The 21,020-nt window shown below is 47.9% G+C and carries 16 protein-coding genes; 7 read left to right on the top strand and 9 right to left on the bottom strand.

Annotation, left to right across the window (positions count from 1 at the left end; genetic code table 11):
• The first annotated feature begins 9 nt into the window (after window positions 1-9).
• On the top strand, window positions 10-2,004 hold the full coding sequence (locus QCB45_RS09565; protein ID WP_279420747.1) for an EAL domain-containing protein: 1,995 nt from the start codon (window positions 10-12) through the stop codon (window positions 2,002-2,004).
• Window positions 2,001-4,163 (top strand): GNAT family N-acetyltransferase, encoded by a 2,163-nt coding sequence (locus QCB45_RS09570; RefSeq protein WP_279420748.1) that lies wholly within the window; start codon window positions 2,001-2,003, stop codon window positions 4,161-4,163. The genes QCB45_RS09565 and QCB45_RS09570 overlap by 4 nt, the downstream gene beginning before the upstream one ends.
• A 71-nt stretch (window positions 4,164-4,234) precedes the next feature.
• Here QCB45_RS09570 and purU read toward each other — a convergent pair whose 3' ends face one another.
• Entirely contained in the window at window positions 4,235-5,092 is an 858-nt protein-coding gene (gene purU / locus QCB45_RS09575) for a formyltetrahydrofolate deformylase (RefSeq protein WP_279420749.1), read from the bottom strand.
• 267 nt (window positions 5,093-5,359) lie between these two features.
• Between purU and xthA the strand changes: the two genes are divergently transcribed.
• Genes xthA through QCB45_RS09590 form a run of 3 tightly spaced genes read left to right on the top strand, consistent with a single transcriptional unit; the run spans window position 5,360 to window position 7,896 of the window.
• Window positions 5,360-6,181 carry an exodeoxyribonuclease III gene (gene xthA, locus QCB45_RS09580; RefSeq protein WP_279420750.1) on the top strand — a complete coding sequence of 274 codons (822 nt, stop codon included), beginning with the start codon at window positions 5,360-5,362 and terminating at the stop codon, window positions 6,179-6,181.
• Window positions 6,182-6,214: 33 nt separating this feature from the next.
• Entirely contained in the window at window positions 6,215-6,892 is a 678-nt protein-coding gene (locus tag QCB45_RS09585; RefSeq protein WP_279420751.1) for an FAD-binding oxidoreductase, read from the top strand.
• On the top strand, window positions 6,892-7,896 hold the full coding sequence (locus tag QCB45_RS09590) for a phospholipase A (protein ID WP_279420752.1): 1,005 nt from the start codon (window positions 6,892-6,894) through the stop codon (window positions 7,894-7,896). The genes QCB45_RS09585 and QCB45_RS09590 overlap by 1 nt, the downstream gene beginning before the upstream one ends.
• Before the next feature lie 60 nt (window positions 7,897-7,956).
• On the opposite strand, the gene QCB45_RS09595 is transcribed toward QCB45_RS09590, so the two are convergent.
• The 4 genes from QCB45_RS09595 to hemC all read right to left on the bottom strand — a co-directional run bounded on the left by QCB45_RS09595 (window position 7,957) and on the right by hemC (window position 12,377).
• Complete coding sequence (locus QCB45_RS09595) at window positions 7,957-9,135, bottom strand: heme biosynthesis HemY N-terminal domain-containing protein (protein ID WP_279420753.1); 1,179 nt, start codon at window positions 9,133-9,135, stop codon at window positions 7,957-7,959.
• A gap of 75 nt (window positions 9,136-9,210) precedes the next feature.
• Complete coding sequence (locus tag QCB45_RS09600; protein WP_279420755.1) at window positions 9,211-10,635, bottom strand: hypothetical protein; 1,425 nt, start codon at window positions 10,633-10,635, stop codon at window positions 9,211-9,213.
• Entirely contained in the window at window positions 10,632-11,414 is a 783-nt protein-coding gene (locus tag QCB45_RS09605) for a uroporphyrinogen-III synthase (protein WP_279420756.1), read from the bottom strand. Before QCB45_RS09605 ends, QCB45_RS09600 begins: the two co-directional genes overlap by 4 nt.
• Window positions 11,415-11,441: 27 nt before the next feature.
• Window positions 11,442-12,377 carry a hydroxymethylbilane synthase gene (hemC, locus tag QCB45_RS09610; protein WP_279420757.1) on the bottom strand — a complete coding sequence of 312 codons (936 nt, stop codon included), beginning with the start codon at window positions 12,375-12,377 and terminating at the stop codon, window positions 11,442-11,444.
• Between the two features lie 133 nt (window positions 12,378-12,510).
• Between hemC and QCB45_RS09615 the strand changes: the two genes are divergently transcribed.
• Window positions 12,511-13,125: a thioredoxin fold domain-containing protein gene (locus QCB45_RS09615; protein ID WP_279420758.1), complete on the top strand. Its 615-nt coding sequence runs from the start codon at window positions 12,511-12,513 to the stop codon at window positions 13,123-13,125.
• A gap of 25 nt (window positions 13,126-13,150) precedes the next feature.
• Window positions 13,151-14,551, top strand: a complete 1,401-nt coding sequence (gene argH, locus QCB45_RS09620; protein WP_279420759.1) for an argininosuccinate lyase — start codon at window positions 13,151-13,153, stop codon at window positions 14,549-14,551.
• A 148-nt stretch (window positions 14,552-14,699) separates the two neighbouring features.
• Here the strand turns inward: argH and QCB45_RS09625 are convergent, their stop codons facing one another.
• From QCB45_RS09625 to QCB45_RS09640, 4 genes are all read right to left on the bottom strand, one after another.
• Complete coding sequence (locus QCB45_RS09625; RefSeq protein WP_279420760.1) at window positions 14,700-16,100, bottom strand: GGDEF domain-containing protein; 1,401 nt, start codon at window positions 16,098-16,100, stop codon at window positions 14,700-14,702.
• A 29-nt stretch (window positions 16,101-16,129) separates the two neighbouring features.
• On the bottom strand, window positions 16,130-16,648 hold the full coding sequence (locus tag QCB45_RS09630) for an adenine phosphoribosyltransferase (RefSeq protein WP_279420761.1): 519 nt from the start codon (window positions 16,646-16,648) through the stop codon (window positions 16,130-16,132).
• A 154-nt stretch (window positions 16,649-16,802) separates the two neighbouring features.
• A complete protein-coding gene (locus QCB45_RS09635) occupies window positions 16,803-18,155 on the bottom strand; it encodes a Sel1-like repeat-containing protein kinase family protein (protein ID WP_279420762.1) in 1,353 nt (450 codons plus the stop codon).
• A gap of 205 nt (window positions 18,156-18,360) precedes the next feature.
• Window positions 18,361-21,020 (bottom strand): VWA domain-containing protein (locus tag QCB45_RS09640; protein ID WP_279420763.1); only part of this gene is annotated, 2,660 nt, incomplete at its 5' end.

Here is a 21,020-nt window from a genome sequence, read left to right on the forward strand (position 1 = left end):
TTTTTTGGAATGTGGCGATCACTCAGCATCCGCACGCAACTGTTTTTGTTGACCTCTTTAATGCTACTCGGCATTACGATCATCACCCTTTCTTTAGCCTATTTTCTTGACCAGAAAGAGCGAAAAGAACTGGCTATCGAACTGTCTCAGACGCTGAACAAAGCCATGAGCCACGACATGCTCAAGGCAGTCATCAGCGATCAGACCGATGTGTATTCCGATCTCTCTTTCCGACTCTCACAATTCGAATCCGTCGACCAGGTCATTCTCTATGATGAAAATAAAAAGGCCATTTTTGAATACGCCCGCAAACACCGTGATAAATACAACCGACTGATTGAGAAGGCCACGCCGGAGCCACGTTTCGAAGGCGAAGATTTATACGTCAAACACCCTCTCATCATTGACGAACATCGTTTCGGTGATGCCATTTACATCGTGGACATGCAAGACTTGACCACCCAGCTCAACCAGCATTTGACCTATCTAATCATCGCTTTTCCTCTCGAACTTTTAATCGGTTTCTTTCTAACGCTCTGGCTGAGCCGCCGCTATTCGAAGCCATTTGAAACGTTGGCACAGGCAATGAAAGAAAGCGAACCGACGCAAAACCGTTACCCGGTATTGGAAACCCAGTCTAAAAACGAGATCAAATCGCTCTTCGATGGGTTCAACCAGATGATGTCGCAGATTTCCGATACCACGCAACAAATGCGTTACCAATCGGAACATGACCTGCTAACAGGACTCTACAACCGTTACTATCTGGAAAGTCAGCTAGGGGAAGCTCTTAAAGATTCTAACGACAACACGCATGTTCTGATCCACATTGATCTGGACCAATTCAAACTGATTAACGACACCGCCAGCTATGAAGCGGGAGACGAGTTGCTGAAAATGATTGCGCTCGAATGTCAAAACGGCCTTCCTGAAAACGCCTTGATGGCCAGAACCGACGGTGACGACTTCTACATTCTTTTACGTAACACCCATGAAGCCCAAGGGTTGGAATTCGCACGGCAATACTTGAAGGGTCTAAGTGATTTCCGCTTCTCATGGCAAGGACAGGCCTTCTCGGTTTCTGCCTCGGTCGGTGTGGTCGTCTTCCAGCCGTTCGCCTACACCATCGAAGAACTGTTCAAAGCATCCAGCAATGCGCTTTACGCCGCGAAAGCCTCAGGTCGAAATAAACTCTACCTGTTCCATCCGGAAGACGACCTCTCATCGAGACGCAACCAAGAGGTCATCACCGCCGCCTATATCAAAGAGGCGCTTGCAGACGGACCATCGCGCTTTCAGCTTTATGCCCAAGCTATCGTACCGTTACAGAAGCAAAGCGAGCAGTTCAGTTACGAAATTCTGTTGCGTCTGTGGGACGGTGAAAACAATTTGATTCCGCCGGACAGCTTTCTGCCGACTGCAGAACGCTATCAATTGATGGCGGAAATCGACGGTTTTGTATTATGGCAATACCTCACTCAAGTAACAGAACATCCGGAACACCTGAACCAGCTGCACTCGGTTCACATCAACCTGGCCGGTTCATCTCTCAATCACCCGGATTTTCAGGCTCGCGTCAAAAAAGCGGTTCAAAACTTCAACTTCCCTTGGTACAAACTCGATTTGGAATTGACGGAGACGTCAGCCGTAGGAAATTTCAATCAGGCTAAAACCTTTATCGAATGGCTGAAAAATATCGGTATCGGCTTGGCTCTGGATGATTTCGGTACCGGCATGTCCTCTTTCGAGTATCTGAAAAGCCTACCGTTCGATGTCATCAAAATTGACGGCAGTTTCGTCAAGGACATGCATAAGGATCCTTCCGATAAAGCAGTCATCCGTTATATTCAGGAAATCAGCGCTCTGCGAAATCAGGAAACCGTGGCGGAATATGTGGAAACCGAACAGGATGTGCTTGAACTCACGCGCATCGGCATCACTTACGGCCAAGGCTATTTCCTAGGCAAACCGAAACCTTTAACCGATTGGCTCGATAATTCATGAATTCACCCTCTTTGTCCAACCTACGTTCATTGCTGAAAACCCATCAACATCGCTGTTTAGTGATTTTAAGCGGACAACCCGACTGGCAGCTTCGTCAACTCGAAAAACTGTGGAAACCGGACGAACGGGTATTGTGGATTGGCGAAGACGAAGCTGAAGCAACCGAAGGCTACCGACTGGAAACGATTCCCGGCAAGCGATTGCCTTATTATCTTGGACAGGAAGCCGACGGCGCCATCATCAACCTGAGAGAAGGCTTCAGCGCCAACACATTGGGGATTGTCTCAGGAGTGATTCGCGCAGGTGGATTGCTGGTACTGCTTGCGCCCGATCTTGAGCAGTGGCGTACATTGCCAAACCCTGAAAATGCCCGCTTCCTGAGCAGCCCTTACACAATCGACCAGGCCACCCCCTATTTCAACGAGCACCTGATTCGCCAGTGGCAAAACGGACAAAATGACCAAGTGGTATGGTGCCACCAGGCCTCCCCAGAACAAGATACGCTAACCGAGGTCTGTCAGCTGCTTGAAAAAGGCAATAAGGCTCCTGTAGCCCATTTACCGACCACAGACCAGAAACAGGCGATCGAAGCCATCGACTCGGTCGCTTTCGGACACCGCAAGCGACCTCTAGTTATCAGTGCCGACCGAGGCCGGGGAAAAAGCAGCCTGCTCGGTATTGCCGCCGTTGAATGTTTAATCAAAGGCAAACAACACATCGTTCTAACGGCCAGCCGGCTTGACCAGGCGCGCGTCGCTTTCGAACAAGCGGTAAACCAGATCAAAACCCGCTATCCGAAAGCCCAGTTAACCTCTCAACAGGCTGGATTAGTCTGCTTCGACTATCAAGGCGAAAGCAAGACCTTCGAATTCATCGCACCGGATCAGTTGGTTTTGCAACCGACCTCGGCCGACGTATTCATGGTGGACGAAGCCGCCCATCTTCCCACGCCATTGCTGACCCAGTTGCTTCAACGCCATCATCGTATGGTGTTTGCCACCACCTTGCATGGCTACGAAGGTTCAGGGAGAGGATTCGAGCTACGCTTCAAACAGACCTTGAACACCCTGACACCGGACTGGAAGAATCTCCATCTCAGCCAACCGATACGTTGGGCTGAAAACGATCCGTTGGAACAAGCAATCAACCAAGCCCTACTGCTCAACCCAGTGTCTCCTGAAACTGAGGAAGTTTCCCAGGAAGCGACCACCTCATACCAAGCCGATGCTCTGGAGCTCCAATCACACTCAGCCGCTTCCCTGTCGCGAGACTCGGAGCATCTGCATGCCGTTTTTAGCCTTCTCGTACAAGCGCATTACCAGACCTCGCCAAACGATCTGCAACAGCTGCTCAGCGCGCCGAACCTGAAAATCGTCACGGCCGTCTACAAACAGCAAGTCATCGGCGTCGCACTCTGTGTCGAAGAAGGCAAAATCATGCCGAACCACCATCGAGTGCACGGCCACTTGGTTCCTCAACTGCTGGTCAAAAACTACGCCCAACCCAATTTCCTAATGCTGTCGACCTGGCGGATTATGCGCATCGCCGTCCACCCTCAGTTTCAGCGACAAGGCATCGGAAAAAGACTCTTAGCGGAACTTAAAGCCAAAGCCCAGCTGGAGCGCGTGGATTACTTAAGCAGCAGTTTCGGCGCCAGCGAAGAGTTGCTGCCATTCTGGTTTCATCAGAATTACCGCCCTGTGCACGTCGGAGTGAAACGCGACAAAGCCAGTGGCAGCTATAATCTGGTCGTCGCTCTGGCGATTTCATCTATGGCACAACAGGCCATCGCCCAGATTCAACGCAACTTTCAGGCACAATTCCCACATACGCTGATGGAATCGCTGCCGTTCTTCTCCGCACCGATGATTCTGTGCGCCCTTCAAACTTTCCGCTTTAAAACCCAACAACCGCAACTGGAAGAGGCATTACGCTGTTTTGTGGATGAAAAACGCAGCTATGAAGCCATCAGTGCGCAACTTTGGGAATGGAGCATTCGCTCACCCATGCGATTGGCCAAAGTCTCCAAACTGGAACAGGCGATCTGGTGTGACAAGATACTGAAGAAACACAGTTGGCAGGAAGTTGCACACAACCACCATCTGGCCGGCAGAAAAGGCGTGGAATCAACCTTAAGGGAAATCGGACGAAAACTCTGATTCCGTAAAAACAAAAAGCCCGCATTCTATGAACAAATTCGGGCTTTTCAACAAACGGCTGTAACGGGGAATTAGACCTCGAACACCACGGTCTTATTACCGTGGATCAGCACACGGTCTTCCAAATGGAAGCGCAAACCGCGCGCCAGTACGGTTTTCTCCACGTCACGACCCAATCGTTTCATGTCTTCAATGCTGTGCGCGTGATTCACACGAATAACGTCCTGTTCGATAATCGGACCCGCATCCAACACTTCGGTCACATAATGACAAGTCGCCCCGATCAATTTCACACCGCGTTCATTAGCCTGGTGGTAAGGACGCGCACCAACGAATGACGGTAGGAAACTGTGGTGGATATTAATGACTCGGCCCGTATAATCCGAGCACATTTGCGGCGGCAGAATCTGCATATAACGCGCCAAAACAATCACATCGGCGTCGTATTTCTGAACCAGTGCTTCGGTTTCCGCAAACGCCTGAGGTTTGGTATCTGGAGTAACCGGAACATGATGAAACGGCACGTTGTACCACTCCACCATCGAACGCAAATCATCATGGTTGGCGATGACACACACCACTTCGCCCGGCAAATCCTTTTCGTGCCAGCGATAAAGCAGATCGGCCAGACAGTGAGATTCCTTGGAAGCGAAAAGTGCAATTTTCTTTGGTTTTTCAGAGTCCGAAATAAACCATTCCATCTCAAATTTATCGGCGATTTCCGCAAATCCGCTTTCGAATGTCGCCAAATCTTCTTTCAATGAAGACGCCAAAATTTCATGGCGCATGAAGAACCATCCGTTGACCGGATCGGTGTGGTGATTGGCTTCGACAATCGTCGCCCCCTTGTCCGCAATGTACTGGGCGACACTGGCAACAATACCGACCTGATCGGGACAGGAAATGACCAAACGATAAACTCGACTCATAACGACTTACTTCCAATTTAGAAAACAGTAATAAATTGAGCAATATCATAGCAAAATCAAGCTAAATAGCGAGTCTTAAAACGCCCCTTTCGCCCCCTCTCATTCTGATTGCATAAAACCGTTTATGAAAACCAACAAAACCTCCTATAAAATTTTGAACAGGCCTGTTCGGTTTCTGTCGATTAACCTTCTAATCCTGTACGCCATATAAAACACCTGCAAACTTAGTTATAATCTGAGGCAAATTTACAGTCTATGGATTAATCGATGAAAATTGTCTCGTTCAACGTCAACAGCGTACGTCTGCGCCTACACCAGTTACAAGCCCTAACCGACCAGATCGCGCCGGATATTATCGGCTTGCAAGAAACCAAGGTTCAGGATCACGAATTCCCGTTGGCAGAAATCGAAGCCATGGGCTATCAAGCAATTTTCATGGGACAGAAAACCCACTACGGCGTCGCTTTGCTGTTCAAAAACGAACTGGAACTGGTCGACTTTCAAAAAGGCTGGAAACACGATGGCGACGACGCCCAGAAACGTATGATCATCGGCGATTTTAAACTGCCAAACGGTGAGCAGGTTCGTGTCATTAACGGTTACTTCCCGCAGGGCGAAAACCGCGAACACCCTGTAAAGTTCCCGGCTAAAGAGAAATTCTACGCCGACCTGATGCAGTATCTGAACGAAGACTGCGATCCGAACCAAAACCTGAGCGTCATCGGTGACTTCAACATCTCTCCGGAAGACAAGGACATCGGTATCGGCGAACCGAACCGTAAGCGCTGGCTGCGCGACGGTAAGACCAGCTTCTTGCCGGAAGAGCGCGAATGGTGGGGCAAATTGTTGGACTGGGGACTTGTAGACACTTTCCGCACCATCCATCCGGATGAAGACAATCTGTTCAGCTGGTTTGACTACCGTTCTAAAGGTTTCGACCGCGAACCGCGCCGCGGCCTGCGCATCGACACAGTCCTTGCAACCAAACCGCTTAACGAGAAAGCCGTTGCTAGCTCCGTAAGCTACGAAGTGCGCGGCATGGAAAAGCCATCCGACCATGCTCCGGTATGGACTGAATTCAAACTATAAAACCACTTTACGCTTTTTATCACAGGAATATTCATGTCAAACACCCATACGCTAAAAGTGGTTCGTCTTGAACATTACACGCCACATATTATCCGTCTTCTGATGAAACCGGACTTTCCGGTCGTTTACGAGTCCGGACAATACATCATGCTCGGATTCGATACCGAAGACCTTAAACCGTTTTCGATTGCATCGGCTCCGCGCGAAGATGGCCTGATCGAATGCCACATCCGCAAACAGCCCGACAGCGAATGGATGGAAAAGCTGTTTGCCGTAGAAGTCGGCGATACGCTTGTGATGCAAGGACCTAAAGATCAGATGTCTGTGACACCGGCCCACACCCCCATCCTGTTTGTGGCCGGCGGAACCGGATTTGCACCGATGAAAGCCCTATTGGATGAATACCTGAGACAGCATACCGAGGTTCCGTTGCATTTCTATTGGGGAGTACGTCAGTCTCAAGATTTGTATATGCAAAAAGAGATGTTGGACTTGGAACGCTTACATGCTAATCTAATTTACGTACCGGTCGTTTCTGAAAACGATCCGGAATGGCATGGCCCGACAGGACTGGTGCATGAACAAGTGCTAAAAGACTACCCTTCTCTGGCTCATAAAACCGTCTATATGTGCGGTCCTTGGCCGATGATTGAAACAGCCAAAAAAGATTTCATTGAAGCAGGACTGGACCCAATTGCGTGTATTCACTGATGAAAAAAGGACTGAGTTTTTTATCCGCTCTACTGCTTTCCTCTACCGTATTGGCTGAGGAGAACATTCCCGTACCCGGCCAACAGGATCTCACCGAAGTCACACCCAGTAGTTACAACCTCTGCATTCATAACATGCTGCTCAACGGTTCCGACGAACTCACCGTCGGCGAAATCCGCCAAAAATGTGCTGCCATGGACGCTCCCGAACAGCCGCTCAGCAAACGCCGGTTAAGCGAAGTTCTCACTGAAAAGAATCCGTTCGTCATCACGCCGCATAGATTGAACTACGCCCTGTTCGGCTACTACATGCCGTCGGTCAATCAGGATCCGTTCCAGGAACAGAATCCCGACACCCCCCTTCACTATGAAAACATGGAGATGCAATTCCAGCTAAGTTTCAAATTTCCGATCGCCAAGAAGGTCATTTACGACAGTGTCGACATCTATGCGGCCTACACCAACCGATCTTTCTGGCAGTTTTTCGACGATAAAGACTCGATCCCTTTTAGAGAGACCAATCACGAGCCGGAACTCTGGGCCGAATTCCATGCTGACTGGGATCTATTCGACTTCAATCTTCACAAAGTTCTGGTCGGTATCAATCATCAGTCAAATGGCCAGTCCGGCAGCCTATCACGCGGCTGGAACCGCTTTTTCGTGCAAGGTCTATTCCAACGCCCGGAAGGTTACTTAAGCTTTAAAACTTGGCAACGCTTCAACGAACAAGACGAATTTGACAACAGTTTCAATTACGCCAAATATTTGGGAGATTACGAAATTGAAGCAGGTTATCAAACCGGCAAACACACGCTTGGCGTGACGTTACGCAACCGCTATGTATTCAACCAATATGGTTCACTTCAGCTCGACTATACCTATCCGTTGACCAAGAAAATCAAAGGCTATGTACAATGGTTCAGCGGCTACGGCGACAGCTTGATAGACATGGATTACTACACAAACAAAATCGGAATCGGTATCGTTCTGGCGGATCGGATCTAGTCGAAATTGACCAATAAGATCCGATATTGATTCAGACGGACAGGCCTGCCCGTCGGCTTATCAATGTTGGCTCTTTTCGAGTTGGAGAATGGCTTCTTTATAGGTCAAGGCGGCCTGGCGGTCTTCTCCTTCGGCCTCGTAACATTGCGCCAAGGCATGAAAGGTCTCGATCTCGGCGCGCAGGCTCAGGCTCTTCTTCAGATAACTCTGTCCAAGCCCCCAAAGTTGACTTCGACAAGCCAGACGGCCTAGGGTCAACAATAACACCGGATTTTCCGGTTGCTGTTTCAGCCAAGGCTCGGCTTTTTTCAAACGTTCAAACGCAGGCCCCAAGGTCAAACGCCCATATTGATAAACCAGACGGTCGTTCCACTGTTTTTTCAGGCCCTTTTCGATCCAGTCGGCCAATCCGACCTCCTGCTGCCATCCGATGCGTTGCTCGACATACTCGGCCAAAATCTGCGGCATCAGTTTCTGGCGGTTATTCAATTGTTCCCATAAAGCATCCAGCGTCTCTTCATTGGTGGCACTGGCCAATTTGCCTGCCCATAGCTGGTTTTCAATCTCTGAATATTCGTCACGAGCTACCGAACGGCTGCGTTTTAATTCCGGCATCAGAGCTTCAAGCATCTCCCACTGATTCAACTCGCGCAACAATCGCGAATACTCCTTCAACACCGTCTGCTGCTTAGGATGCTGTTCGTGTAACGCCTCGAGAATCGTCAAAGCCACTTCCGGCTGTTTGTCGGACAACAAACGCGCCTCGACCAAGCCGATGGTGACGTAATCCTGAGGAAATTCGACTCGCGCCTGAGCCAGATACTGATCGCGACGGTTGTAGGCATGCTGATTGTCCGCCATTTTCGCCGCACTCAAATAGTGAACCAGACCGGCCTCGCTGTGTTTGGCACTTTTAATCAGTTGGCGTTCGGCTCTCTGCCAGTCGCCATATTCCAAAGCGATCATGCCTTTAGCCATGGCATTTTCAGCTTTGGTGTATCGTTTGATTTTACGGTGCTTGCGCCAAAAACGCGGGAAACGCCAAACATTCAGCAATACGCGCACCACAGCATAAATCACTAGAAAAGCAACTACGCCAGCCGCCAGTGCAAAGCTCAGACTGGTTTCGATGACCCAGTCACCCCACACCATCGAGAGATAGCCCGTATCATGCAACATCAGGGTTGCCAAGACCGTACTTACTCCAAACACCAGCGCCCAAACAACGACTTGTTTCATGAAACTCCTAACCGTTTGCTGTTATATCTATCCAAAAAAGCCACACGCAGATTGCTATAACCAATCTGCTGAAAATCACATTCCGTCCGCACTGACGATTGCCAAGGATTTACGTACAGCCATCGAAGTTTGCCTGAATTTGTCCAATACGGCCTTAAACTGAGGTTCCTGAGCAGTGAAATTCTGCCCGACAAACTTCTCAATTTGCGCCAGGGCGGCTTTCATATCGCTCTCCGAACGAACCTGTAAGGCCCACTCCAATCGATCGATTAACAAATACAATCTCTGTACCAATACGTCATGCTTCAAGACCAAGTCCACCGAACTCAAGTCTTCTTCACTTTCACGTTTTTTCAGACTGATCAGACCACTTAACTTATGCAGTAATTCATCCACCTTTGAAGGTGTCTGAGCCGCTCCTTCGGTCGAATCCGTGATATCACCATGCGTTGATTGGACTGCAGTATGACGGCTCAAAGCCGGACGGGGCAGCTCTCCAGCGAGCGCTTTTAACTCTGCCAACCACTGCTGTTGCTCTGCCTTTTGTGCATCGACTTCGTCGGCATATTGGGACACATCGCGCAAATCCTCGCCGATAATGCGCCCCACTTCGATCTTATTCGCCAACTCACTCAATCCCAACGCCTGTTCCAAAGCCGTCAATTGCTGACTTGTCTGTGCAGCATTGCCGTTCAACAACCACTGCGTATTGATTTCGACGATCCACTGCTGAATCTGAACACTGCTCAAAGGCTTGGGTTGTTCCACTGTACCCGGTGGCTGTTTCTGTTGTTGCTCCTGCTGGTTCTTGAAATCCAACAATTTGCCGATCTCTTCACCTACCTTGCCGAGCTGAGTTTGGACTTTCTCTTCAAACTGTTTGAGATTTTGCAGATCTTGTTCGGAAGGCTGCAGTGCCTGTTGAGCTTTTTCAGCCAACGCATCCCATTTGCTTTCAGCCTGCTGTCCGATTTCATCCAACTGCTGTTGCAGCTGTTGCTGAAGACTTTGAATCTTTTGCTCCATATCCGACTTCAAACCGTCCAGATCCCCTTGGCTAACCAGCGGCTGATTTTCCGGACGGCTCAAGACTTCTTGGATCTTCTGATCGATGACTTTCTGCTGCTGCTCCACCTTGTCGACCAACAATTTATTGGTCTCATGCAACTGAACCACTTGGGTTTGTAATCGGTTAATGTGTTCGATCTGCCAGTCCTGATCAGGACGGGTATAGAACAGTACAGCCACCACGACAGCCAAGCTGACCAACCAAACGGTCGCTTTAGCCAACCAACCGGTAAGCTGGAACGACGATTTCGATCCGTTCTCCGAAGAAGGTTTTTCCGATGCCTGCCGACTGGCCTGTTCGGCGCGTTGGTGCGCCCGACGGCGTGCATTGGCGTCACTGTGATTGTTCAGGGATGCGTTTTGCGCTTCCTCATTCACCACTTCACCGTCAATCACGCGGCGATCCGCTTTAGGCGTTACCGGTTCTGTCATGATTCCTTCTTCCTTACAATCGTTGTAATACTTTGCATGATCCCTTCATCGCTTTGCGTCGGCACAATGACAATGGTGCCTTGCCAACCCTGTTTTAAAGCCCAAATTTGAATCCGTTCGCTGAAAACCACCAAAGTCTGCTTCCTCAACCAATCCGACCAGGCCTGTTGGGTTTTAGAAGACACTTTTTCCGAATGGGTGACCGCGTCCATCAAAGATTCCAAACCACTGATACTGGTTGCCAGAACAATCGGTTGCGAACTTTCAACAAACCTTTCCCACGCTTCATTGCATAAGGGTAATGGTTTGCGACGATACAGCTCCCAACCCGAAACCTGCGCGCCTCTTTCGACAAAGCTTGATTCCAACAGCTCGCGCCCGCCCTGACCTTTGACAATCAATACTTTCTGACCGTTCAGGTTCTGCAAATCCGGATGTTTCAACAACGCTTCGCTGTCAAAACGTTCACCTTCTGCGGTATGCATATCCAAACCGGCCTTGCTGCCCACCTTGAACGTCGCTTGGCCAATTGCAAACAACTGAACGGAATCCTTAAGCTTTCCGGCCGATAACGTCACAAACGCCTTAACGGCATTGGCGCTGATAAAGACCAGTTTATCAAAGTGCTGCAGTTCGGCGAGATCAGAAGGCTTTGGCTTTAGAATCTCTATTTCGATGCTCGGACAGGACAATGCCTGTCCGTCGGCCTGATCCACAAGCTGCTGCAATGCGGTGGCTTGGTCAGCCGGACGTGTATTCAGCAGAGTGAATTGCGGCATTTCAGCCCCCGAACCGATAACGGCCGCTTATGGGTTTTCAGCGGAATAAACCGCATCCAAGATTTCCTTGGCGCCTTGATCCAGCAAGTCTTCGGCCAAAGCAACGCCTAAAGCATGTGCGTCGTCACGCTTACCTTCAATCGAGGATTTGAGGATGGTTGAACCGTCCAAAGAACCGACCAGACCACGGATTTTGATCTGCTCACCGTCTAGTTCCGCAAAAACACCGATAGGCACCTGACAACCGCCTTCCAGACGATGGTTCATGGCGCGTTCCGCAGTCGTGCGGATTTCGGTTTCGTGATGATTCAACACCTTGATGATCTCAAGCGTTTCTTCGTCTTTCGAAAAATATTCGATTCCCAAAGTCCCCTGGGTTACAGCCGGCAAGCAGACCTCCGGTGCAATTTCATGACGAATGCGCTCGTCCAATTCCAGGCGCTGCAAACCGGAAGTCGCCAATACGATGGCGTCGTATTCACCGGCATCCAACTTTCCTAATCGGGTTCCGACGTTACCGCGCAGGTCACGCACATCCAGATCCGGACGCAACGCCATCAACTGCGCTTTTCGGCGCAAGCTGGATGTACCCAGAATCGCGCCCTGCGGCAACTCGTCAAAAGAGGCGTATTTGTTGGAAACAAACGCATCCGTCGGCGCGTGTCGCTCTAGAATGGCGCCCAAAGCAAAACCTTCCGGCAATTCCATCGGCACGTCTTTCATCGAATGTACGGCAATATCGGCCTCGCCAGCCATCATGCGATCTTCCAACTCTTTGGTGAACAGCCCCTTACCACCGATTTTGGCTAATGGGACATCCAAAATCTTGTCACCTTTGGTCGACATCGGCAACAATTCAATCTGTAATCCCGGATGCGCTTTTTCCAGTTCGGCTTTGACAAATTCAGCCTGCCACATGGCTAAGGGGCTTTTTCGAGTTGCGATACGCAAGGTTTTTTTCATAGTGTTTTCCAATTCTTCTACTTGCCGGGCAAAGGATTTGCCGGATATTTTAGGCTTCTTTTATGTTATCCGGCCATTTTACTGAAAATAGGCCGAAAGTTTTAGTTAAAATAAGGCCTTAATGCCAAGTGACATGAGTTTGCATCGATTGAAACACGCCGACTTGCCGATAATACGAAACTCAACGCAACCGATGAAGGTTTGGATGACGGCTTTCGTGCTTTGCACGAGCCTACTGGCAGGCTATTCAGGGAATGTCTATTCGAACAGGGATGGCGCGTTTAAAGAGTTGGAGAACCTCCAACAACTGGCCGAAGAGTCCAATCGGACGGGCCTGCCCATTCTGCTGATGTTCGGCGCCGAATGGTGCGAATTCTGCGAACAACTGGTCGAAGAGGTCTTCAACCCGATGGCCATGAGAGGCAACTACGACGGCAAAGTGGTATTGATGCGTCATGTCGGCGTGGATGAACAGGCCCTTATCCCAGGTCTTGACGGTGAACCCATCAAGAAATCGCGATGGGCTTACCAACTGGATGCCGATTTGACGCCGACGGTGATTTTCATCGACAGCCGCGGCCGGGAAGTGGCCCCGAGAATTGTCGGCATTTCCAACATCCACATGTATGCAGGCGTGATTCACCGTAACCTGAACATCGCTTACGAGAAAATGGGCAATCCGTTGCGCATACCGTCCATGCCCGAGCTGTACGAAAAACAACTCCGACAGAAGTCGCTTAACCCTTAAAAATTTGTAATTCTTTGAGAGAGTCATGACAACACAGAACAACCTACACAATCAGGAAAAACTATCCAGCGCACGTTTCAGCGAATCAACCGATGCGTTTGTGGAAGAGTTTACCGCGTCGATCCAGTTCGATAACCGTATGTACAAACAGGACATTCAAGGGTCGATCGCGCATGCCAAAATGCTGACCAAAGTCGGGATTTTGAATGAGCAGGAGTTGGAAGACATCATCAAAGGTCTGACTCAAATCCAGGCGGATATCGAAGCCGGCAAGGTCGAGTGGTCGATCAAGCAGGAAGACATCCACATGAACATTGAGTCGCGTCTGACCGACCTGATTGGCATCACCGGTAAAAAGTTGCATACAGGACGTTCACGTAACGATCAGGTTGCCACAGATATTCGCCTCTACCTACGTGACGAAATCGACGCCATCCTGCCGGAAATGAAACGCTTAATGGTTGGATTGGTTGAGCTGGCGGAACGTGAAGCCGATACCATCATGCCTGGTTTCACGCACCTGCAAACAGCTCAACCAGTCACGTTTGGACACCACATGCTGGCCTGGTTTGAAATGATCAAGCGCGACATTGAACGCCTTCAGGACTGCCGCAAGCGCGTCAACACCATGCCGCTTGGTTCTGCTGCTCTAGCTGGAACCACTTACCCGATCGACCGCGCCTACACGGCCGAGCTGCTCGACTTCGACCGCATCAGCGAGAACTCGTTGGATGGTGTTTCCGACCGTGATTTCGCCATCGAATTCACTTCTTTTGCAGCGACTTTAATGATGCATCTGTCGCGTTTTTCGGAAGAGTTGGTGTTATGGTCATCGGCACAGTTCCAATTCATCGATCTGCCGGACCGTTTCTGTACCGGTTCGTCGATCATGCCTCAAAAGAAAAACCCGGATGTACCGGAGCTGGTTCGTGGTAAGAGCGGACGTGTCTATGGGCATTTGATGAGCTTGCTGACTTTGATGAAGTCTCAGCCTCTGGCTTACAACAAAGACAATCAGGAAGACAAAGAACCTCTGTTCGACACCGTTGACACGGTACGCGGAAGCTTGCGTGCATTTGCCGACATGGTTCCGGCGATCATCGTAAAACGTGAAATGACTTACGAGGCGGCCAAACGCGGCTTCTCAACGGCAACCGATTTGGCGGATTATCTGGTCGGAAAAGGCTTAGCGTTCCGTGATTCTCACGAAGTCGTCGGTCTGGCTGTAGCGCACGGCATTAAAACAGGACAAGACCTGTCCGAAATGTCATTGGAAACCTTACAAGGCTTCTGCGACAAAATCACTGATGACGTGTTCGAAGTTCTGACCCTGGAAGGTTCCGTTGCAGCCCGTAACCACTTCGGTGGCACCGCTCCGAATCAGGTACGTGCAGCCGCGACGCGTGCTAAGGAATGGCTAGACTAATAAATACCGCACGATACACACTTCAATTGGCGTTTTACCGTTGCGTTAAAAACAAAAAAGCGGCCTGCATATTAAACAATGCAGGCCGCTTTTTTTATATTACGTTTTAAAAATCTGAACAGGCCTGTTCAGATTCCAACAGATAAGGCTAGGCGATTTTACTCTTCGTCTTTGTCTCCGGAAGCAAATCGGAATAGGCGACGATTCGGTTTCGACCGCCTTCTTTGGCTTGATAAAGCGCCTGATCGGCATGGTGAAGCAACTCCATCTCATCATCCACTTCCGATTTCGGGAACGAAATATACCCCAAACTCACAGTAAAATTGATTTCCTGATCGTTGATCTTCAAACGCGTGTCCTCGACCAGTCTACGAATGCGTTCAGCCGTATTCCAGCAGTTCTGTTCGGAAGCGCCCGGTAAAATTACCATGAACTCTTCCCCTCCGTAACGCGCCAACACATCGCCTTCGCGCAAAGTATTCAAAATGGTTTTAGTCACCAGAACAATCGCCTTGTCACCCACCAAATGGCCGTAAGCGTCATTGATGTTCTTGAAGTGGTCGATATCAATCATCAACACACCCAGCGGAGTTTCATTACGCTGAGTACGCTTAAACTCTTCCTTAAGGCGTTTCAGGCCGAAGCGGCGGTTATAGATGTTGGTAAGCCCATCCAACGCCGCAAGACGTTGCAGACTTTCATGCGCAATCGCATTGTTAAGAGCAAGCCCCATCCCCTGACGGAACATGTTAATCATACTGAGCGACTGCTCGTTGATATGCACAGGTGACGCCAATACAAACACGCCAAGATTACGCTGTTTGAACAGAATCGGGACCACTACGATCTCCTGAGGGCGGAAATGCGTCAAAAGGCCGTCTACCTCGATATTCTCGGGCAAGGTAATACGTTCAATACGGAAATCGTCCATCGCTTTGACAATGTAATCATGCTGAACGATCTGCTCTGCATTTACGATTCCCTGAGCGTAAATCATCTTCATATCGCTTTCATCTTCGACAAACAGGCCTCCGGCGCTGCAGACCGTGTGCTCAATCAACAAATGGATGGCTTCTCTGGCCAAGCCGTCCAGTTCAAGATTAGACGACAACGCTTTAGAGAAATTGGTATACACATATTCCACCTCATGAGCGCTCTGTAAAGCCTCAACCATTTCGTTGAAAGCTTGTGCACTTTCACCGAACTCATCATCCGAAACCGCTTCGATAAAACAGCTGTCACCCATACAATGAACGTCGGACTCCTGATAGGTTTTATCGTTTACGGTCTCTTTGATCAGTTTCATCCGGTCCGCCAATTCCTTCAGGTGAGGGCGAACCACAAAATGCACCAGTCCGAAGTTCATAACCCCCATGAAAAAACCGGCCGTCAACGATGCCGTGTAAAACAGCGGCGTCATCACATTGGCTTCCGGAATACCCAACAAAATCATGAATGGAGGAAAAATAAACCCGACAATCAAACCGAGCGTCACCATCCAAATAAATTGATCCGTAAAAATCTTTCTGGTAATTCTTGGCATATGCATATTCAGAGGGTTCCTGTTATTTAGGGACTTTAATCTTCCAATTGAATGACCGAACGCACCTTCATGTCCTTGTAGACGAAACTGTTCAACGCGGCCAAATCAATCAGACAGGCCAGCCCTACAACTTCATAGCCGACCTTTTCACATAGCTCTGCCGCCGCACCCATAGAGCCGCCGGTCGCAATCAAGTCGTCAAGCAATACAATACGGCTACCGTCACCCTGTTGCATTTCCAACGTATCCGAACCGTACTCCAAGCCGTACTCGATTTTAGCGCAGACATTCGGTAATTTCCCTGGTTTGCGGACTTTGATAAAGCCTTTGTTCAACTTATACGCCAAGGCCGAGGCAAAAATGAAACCGCGAGATTCGATTCCCGCCAGACAGTCGACTTGAGCCCATTCTTCTTCGCTGAACAATTCGCTCATCGCATCGATGGTTTCGACGAAATGCGTTTTTAGCAATGGCGAAATATCACTGAAAATAATGCCTGGTTTCGGGAAATCAGGAACTGAATCTAAATACTGAGCTAATGGATGTTGAGACATAAATGCTTCCTTCTGCTTCAAAGCCGTCTCGAAAAGGGAAGGCTTTAAAAAACTAAAAGCATTATTCTAACAATTACTTAAGAAAAACAATGAAATTTACTGATTGGCAGATAAAGAAACTTCACCCTAACGGGTGAAATGATTCTTTTTTTGATTATTGAGAATTTTTAAAAGTGATTAAGGTCTCTCTAGCCTCTTCACATCCATAATGAGCAGCCATCACTAACCATGAAATGGCTGTTGAGGTATTTTTCTCGGTTCCCTGACCAAACAGATACATCTGGCCGAGTTTTTTCTGGGCATCCAAATATCCTCTTTCTGCAGCGAATCGATAAAGCTTTAACGCTTTGGACAAATCCTTTTCAAGCCCTAATCCATTTTCATACATTTGGGCTAAATGAAAAGCCGCTTGGGGGTGGCCCTTTTTAACGGCTTCGCTGAAGAAGTGGGCGGCCATCGTGTAAGATCGTTGAACGCAACGACCATCTCTATACATACTACCAAGCTGCTCTTCTGCCAAAGAAAATCCTTTAAAAGCACCATTCTCATAGAGATTAAAGGCGGAGGGCAAATAGCCGTTCTTCGCCATCTGCAACGCTTTCAAATAGATTGGGTAAGCATAGTGCTCATCAGCTAAGGCTTCCAAGGTTTTTTTAGGGAAGTGTTTCGATGGCGTAAGCACTTGTTTTCTAACCCATCCCGGTACCGTGGTGTTTTCCAACCATTGCTTCAAATCTGATAGGCTAGGGCGATTCGAAGGATTTTTATCCGTCATCCATAGAATCAAATAGCGCCAAAAAATTGGAAGTCGATTGATCTTACGAATCGAATGATGGACATGCGCCCACATCTGATCCATAGGATCATTCACTTTATTCAATCTGAAAATATGCTTGCCGGTCAAGGCAAAATACAAGGTGCATCCGAGCTGGTAGATATCACCCTTTTCATCACATTGGCCGTTTAAACGCTCTGGAGGGCAATAACGGCAATCTTCAGGCAGTACTTCAGATTCATAGGAAGTTAGGGAAGGTATCGCATGCTCAAACCCCATCAGATAAGATTGCTTATCTCCCACAATGATATTATCAGGTCGGATAGAAGTATGGACAAAACCCACAGAGTGAAGTTTTTCTAAGCTATTCACCAAATCTTCAAGCAGTTTTTTTGTACCGTTTTCCGCCGGGCCAAATGGATTTATGAAACGGCGATCCAAAGTCTTTTTTCCGGCATGCTCAAAAAAAAGCAGGTAATGGAATCCTACTTTACGAATTTCATTAAAGTGTGCAAACTCTGAAAATGCATTGAGGTAATGCAGTAAATCTTTTGTTCGCTTAATCGCAAAATGATTCTGAATGTTACCTAATACTTGAACAATCTGTTTTATATCACCATCGTCGGTGCGTTTGACGACATTATAAAAACGAACAGGCCTACTCGTTTTTATCGGCTTGATTTTAATTAAATCCGGCTGTTGCTCTAAAATGGAACCAACCTCGTCAGACATCCTTTTCTCCGAATGATTTCAAATAATTAAGATAGGATAAAAACCCAAACAACATTACTGGTTATCATATCCCTTAAAATTTTTATTGACTACAAAAAAGAGATTGAATAAACACTTCTACCCAAAATAGGTTCTTAAAAAAAGGCCCCGAAAACAGGGCCTTTAAGAGAATCAATCCGCTATACGGATTAGCTAATTAATAGCATTACGTGTAATCAATATTCAAATCATCAATGGTTAGTGCATCGTTGTTCTCAAGAACAATTGTCTCGACATTGGTTGCTGCAGTATTGGTTTTATCACCATCTTTGAATACTTGCAATGTAGCGTCCGTTGTCGCCGGGTTACCATCAGGATCCGGATTAAACTCTAAATACTGATCCAACGTCGTAGCATCAACCGCGGTACCTTGTAACAATTCACTGATATCCAATACATCACCTTCTTGAGTACTGTAATCTGTAATCGTCGTGACATCGCCTTCATTACCATGCTCAATCACAAATCGATCAACCCCCAATCCACCAGTAAGCGTATCGTTACCCGTTCCTCCAATTAAGATATCGTCACCTTCACCGCCAATCAAGATATCATTACCCGCTCCACCGTAAAGCAGGTCATCGCCCACCCCACCATCAAGCGTATCGTTTCCACCTTGATCTTCACGAACCAGAATCGAACTCAAATTAGAGCTAACAAAATCGATTACATCTTGATCTGTTGGATTGGTATTGCCCGAGTCTGCCAATGCATCATAAATGCCTTGAGTACCAAGACCTTCATAGCCGGCGATTTCAATCTGATCCCCAAACAGGATATCGTTACCGGCTCCTCCGTCTACAATATCATCACCCACCGTATTCGCCTCTGCAAATATTGAACTACCTACCAACGCCGCCGATAATTCTTCGCCTGTATAAATAATTTGAGGTTCACCATAAGGCGCATTATAGTCCGTTGAAGTTACGCCATCACCAACCTGGATATTATCGATATAGAGCTCATCTGATCCATAATGCTCATCGCTCTCTATTTGGAAATACAAACGATAGGTACCAGAAGTCGTTACCGCATCCATAGACACTGTGGTAAATGAGTCCGGCGTTTTTAAATCAATCTTTGAGACGGTGCTCCAACTTCCGTCGTTATTTAGTATTTGCAAAAAGGCTGTCGAATCATCATCACTTTCATCAAAATCGGTTTTATATTCAAAACTGACAACTTGACCTTTTTTCACGTTAAAGCCATCACTGATTACGCCGCCCACACTGGAAGTGTTATCAATAACAAGATAATCGTTTCTATCTTCAGCACTGGTCACATAACTATTCGCCCTTACCGTAGACCACGAATCAATACTATCAAGAGCACCACTTGTTCCTTCAAAGTCAGCCAGCAACGTATTCCTGTCTTTACTGTCTGTACCATTGGCAACAACGTTCGTATTATCAAAATACTTAAGGTTGTCGTAAGGAATATCCGTTCCGATTCCTATGGCGTTGACCTGAGAAACTGCTGATAACCCGGCAAAAGCATCAATCGATTCAAGCATGATTGTGTCATCTGTTGATCGACCATCTCCAGCAACATCCCCTTTATTAGTCAGATAGTAAGTCGGTTCACCATCCGTTAAGAAATAGGTGACGTTTTCATATCCGTTACTTTGACTTTCCAGCCAGGCTTGCGCTTCGTTAAATGCTGCTTCATAGTTAGTACCGTTATCGGCCTTCAAAGCATCTATTGCCGCATACATTTGACTAAGCGCACTATCCGTATTGCTTACATCGTTTATTGTAAGTGCGGTTACCGCTCCAGTATCAAAATCAACCAGTTGTAAATTGATAATACCGTCATGATTAACCAGCTGATCTGCCAGATTCTTCAATGCATCCTTGGTAATGTCTAAACGGCTCAATGGGTCCCCATTAGCGTCAACTTCACCGCTATCCCAGCCCATACTGCCGGAAGTATCCACAATTAACGACATGTTATAGTTCTGGCCCGCAATGAAGTTAGTGTGTTCACCACCTTGGTCACCAATAAACAAATCGTTATCACCCGTTAAAGAATTAATAGTAGTGCTATCGTTTGCGCCAATGATCAGCTGGTCAGCCACATCATTTTCGACCAAAGCCACTTCCTTGATCGTTGTGCCGCCAATTCCGTCATCAACCTGAACTTGAATCGTATGAATATTACTATCCGTTTCAAAATCATTGGCAAATGAGTTAACGCCAGCTTGGGTTAGAGTGATTTCTCCAGTGCTCGAATCGATCGTAAACAAATCATTACTGTTTGCATCGGTAACATTCTGTGTAATCGTAAAGGTTGGAGTCGTACCATCTAAATCATTACCTGAAATCGTAGCCAATACGGTCGTCGTATCGCTATTTTCATCGTAATAAGCTTTATCAATAATCGTAGTAGTCACTACTTCGGCTGAATAATTAACCGCTTCGTATTGGGCAGCTTCACTCCAATCATTGCCTAAACTCAAGGTAAAGGTTTCGTCACCTTCGATCAACGTATCGTCAATCGCATCAATGGTAAAAACCGTACCCAGTGTTGCGGTAATCGTTGAATCAGAGGAATAGTCATCCCCGATTGTTGCACTATCACCGGAAGAACCAACATTAATAGTAATTGTTCCAACATTAGGCTGTTCGGCATCCGGAAGAGGATTGCCCTGAGCATCTACGGCAAGAACAACGTATTGGCCTTGTCCATTGTATTCAGAAATCCAATTCTTACTGCCATTGCTGTAACCAACCTCACCGTTTTCAACCGCAAACAATTGAAAAGTATAAGCACTGTCAGGATTCTGAATGTCATCGGTGATCGTGCTGTCGACGCTCGACGCCGCTG

Source organism: Thiomicrorhabdus sp. ZW0627 (genome assembly GCF_029767005.1).
In the GTDB taxonomy this organism is placed as follows: domain Bacteria; phylum Pseudomonadota; class Gammaproteobacteria; order Thiomicrospirales; family Thiomicrospiraceae; genus Thiomicrorhabdus.

What these genes read in the sequence shown, in the direction of transcription:
- QCB45_RS09565 (WP_279420747.1), top strand. Translation starts at nt 10, where the DNA reads ATGTGGCGATCACTCAGCATCCGCACGCAACTGTTTTTGTTGACCTCT.
- QCB45_RS09570 (WP_279420748.1), top strand. Translation starts at nt 2,001, where the DNA reads ATGAATTCACCCTCTTTGTCCAACCTACGTTCATTGCTGAAAACCCAT.
- purU (WP_279420749.1), bottom strand. Translation starts at nt 5,092, where the DNA reads ATGAGTCGAGTTTATCGTTTGGTCATTTCCTGTCCCGATCAGGTCGGT.
- xthA (WP_279420750.1), top strand. Translation starts at nt 5,360, where the DNA reads ATGAAAATTGTCTCGTTCAACGTCAACAGCGTACGTCTGCGCCTACAC.
- QCB45_RS09585 (WP_279420751.1), top strand. Translation starts at nt 6,215, where the DNA reads ATGTCAAACACCCATACGCTAAAAGTGGTTCGTCTTGAACATTACACG.
- QCB45_RS09590 (WP_279420752.1), top strand. Translation starts at nt 6,892, where the DNA reads ATGAAAAAAGGACTGAGTTTTTTATCCGCTCTACTGCTTTCCTCTACC.
- QCB45_RS09595 (WP_279420753.1), bottom strand. Translation starts at nt 9,135, where the DNA reads ATGAAACAAGTCGTTGTTTGGGCGCTGGTGTTTGGAGTAAGTACGGTC.
- QCB45_RS09600 (WP_279420755.1), bottom strand. Translation starts at nt 10,635, where the DNA reads ATGACAGAACCGGTAACGCCTAAAGCGGATCGCCGCGTGATTGACGGT.
- QCB45_RS09605 (WP_279420756.1), bottom strand. Translation starts at nt 11,414, where the DNA reads ATGCCGCAATTCACTCTGCTGAATACACGTCCGGCTGACCAAGCCACC.
- hemC (WP_279420757.1), bottom strand. Translation starts at nt 12,377, where the DNA reads ATGAAAAAAACCTTGCGTATCGCAACTCGAAAAAGCCCCTTAGCCATG.
- QCB45_RS09615 (WP_279420758.1), top strand. Translation starts at nt 12,511, where the DNA reads ATGAGTTTGCATCGATTGAAACACGCCGACTTGCCGATAATACGAAAC.
- argH (WP_279420759.1), top strand. Translation starts at nt 13,151, where the DNA reads ATGACAACACAGAACAACCTACACAATCAGGAAAAACTATCCAGCGCA.
- QCB45_RS09625 (WP_279420760.1), bottom strand. Translation starts at nt 16,100, where the DNA reads ATGCATATGCCAAGAATTACCAGAAAGATTTTTACGGATCAATTTATT.
- QCB45_RS09630 (WP_279420761.1), bottom strand. Translation starts at nt 16,648, where the DNA reads ATGTCTCAACATCCATTAGCTCAGTATTTAGATTCAGTTCCTGATTTC.
- QCB45_RS09635 (WP_279420762.1), bottom strand. Translation starts at nt 18,155, where the DNA reads ATGTCTGACGAGGTTGGTTCCATTTTAGAGCAACAGCCGGATTTAATT.